This window comes from Arthrobacter sp. Y3223164 (assembly GCF_059091005.1).
This window is the reverse complement of sequence record NZ_JBNHGF010000440.1, coordinates 1-2072: the sequence shown is the minus strand read 5'-3', so window position 1 is coordinate 2072 and position 2072 is coordinate 1. Positions and strand designations below refer to the sequence as shown.

Sequence of the window (2072 nt, the reverse complement as noted above, 5' to 3'; positions counted from 1 at the left end):
CGCGGGCCGCGGCCGTGCGCGGGCCGCCGGCGCCTGCTTCACGCCGTGCCGGCAGGTTGAGGCGTTGCGGGGCATGCGACAGAATGAAGTCCGTGACTAGCCAAATAGATTTCAGTGCCCCGCGTCTGGCGATCCTGGGCGGGGGCCCCGGCGGGTATGAGGCGGCCATGGTGGCCAACTCGCTCGGCGCCAAGGTGACCATCATTGAACGCAAGGGCCTCGGCGGTTCCGCCGTGCTGACCGATGTGGTGCCGTCCAAGACCCTGATCGCGACCGCCGACGCCATGCGGCGGGTCGCGAGTGCCCACGACCTCGGGGTCCGCTTCGATGAGGACTCCAACGCCGCCTACGCCGATCTGCGCACGGTCAACGACCGCCTGCTGAAGCTGGCCGAGAGCCAGTCGGCGGACATCCACCACGGGTTGGAGCGTGCCGGGGTGCGCGTCATCCTGGGCGAAGGCAAGCTCTCCGGCCCGAACACCATCTCGGTGTCGACGGAGACGAAGACCGAGACGATTGCAGCGGATGCCATCCTGGTGGCCACCGGCGCCACACCCCGCGAACTGTCCACGGCCAAGCCGGACGGTGAACGCATCTTCAACTGGACGCAGGTGTACAACCTCACCGAGATCCCGGAGCACCTTATCGTGGTCGGTTCGGGCGTGACGGGAGCCGAGTTCGCCTCTGCCTACCGCATGCTGGGCACCAAGGTCACCCTGGTCTCCTCGCGGGACCGCGTGCTGCCGGGCGAAGACGCCGACGCCGCCGAGGTGCTCGAAGACGTTTTCGCCCGCAGCGGCATGACCGTGCTGTCCAAGTCCCGCGCCGCCAGCGTGGAACGAACGGACGACGGCGTGCTGGTCACCTTGGCCGACGGCCGGGTGGTCGAGGGCTCGCACTGTCTGCTGGCCGTGGGCGGCGTTCCCAACACCGCCGGCATCGGGCTCGAAGAGGCCGGGGTGGCCCTGACCGAGGGCGGGCACATCAAGGTGGACGGCGTCTCGCGCACCACCGCGTCGAACATCTATGCTGCCGGCGACTGCACCGGCGTGCTGGCTTTGGCCTCGGTGGCCGCGATGCAAGGCCGCATCGCCGTGGCCCACCTGCTGGGCGACTACGTCAAGCCGCTGAAGCTCAAGCAGGTGGCGTCCAATATCTTCACCAGCCCGGAGATCGCCACCGTGGGGGTGACCGAGGAGGAAGTCGCCGCGGGAAAGTACCAGGGCGACATCATCAAACTCTCGCTCAATACCAACGCGCGGGCCAAGATGATGAACGTCTCCGACGGCTTCGTGAAAATCATTGCGCGGCGCGGTTCCGGCACGGTCATCGGGGGCGTGGTGGTGGCCCCGCGGGCTTCCGAACTGATCTTCCCCATCGCGCTGGCGGTGAGCCAGAAACTCCACGTGGACGATCTCGCCAACACGTTCACGGTGTACCCGTCGCTGACCGGTTCCATTTCCGAGGCGGCGAGGCGGCTGCACGTGCATCTCTAGGGCGGCACATTCTGCCGTCATTTCCCCGCTGATTATTTCGCCACATTGTCAGCTTCTGGGACTATGATCATCGAATAGCCATGTAATGAAACGATGAACCGAAGTCAGTCAGTTGGGGGAATAAGGATGAGCGAGCAGCGCACTGCCGTCATTGTGGAGGATGACCTGGACATCCGGGAGTTGATCTCGACGGTCCTGTCCAGTTCCGGGTTTACGGTGCACACCGCCTCCTCCGGAATGGAAGGCGTTGCCGCCATCAAGCGCCACAACCCCGATGTCGTCACCCTCGACCTCGGCCTGCCGGACATCGATGGCTTCGAGGTCGCGCGCCAGGTGCGCCGCTTCAGCGACACGTACATCATCATGCTCACCGCGCGCGCCGAAGAACTGGACACGCTGCTGGGCTTGGAGACCGGCGCGGATGACTACCTCACCAAGCCGTTCCGCCCCCGGGAACTGCGCGCCAGGATCACCGCGATGCTGCGTCGCCCGCGTACTACAAAGGGCAACGACGGCGGTCTGCCGGAGGACGTCGGGGCCCGCGGGGGTGCCCCGACGGGGCCGGCCCTGGCCGGC

At 66.6% G+C, this 2072-nt stretch carries 2 protein-coding genes; both read left to right on the top strand.

The window, feature by feature from the left end; genetic code table 11:
* Positions 1-92: 92 nt before the first annotated feature.
* Entirely contained in the window at positions 93-1496 is a 1404-nt protein-coding gene (locus tag AC5RUJ_RS15135; RefSeq protein WP_494129145.1) for an NAD(P)H-quinone dehydrogenase, read from the top strand.
* A gap of 126 nt (positions 1497-1622) precedes the next feature.
* Positions 1623-2072, top strand: a 450-nt coding sequence (locus tag AC5RUJ_RS15130; protein ID WP_494156125.1) for a response regulator transcription factor, incomplete at its 3' end; no start/stop codon positions are given.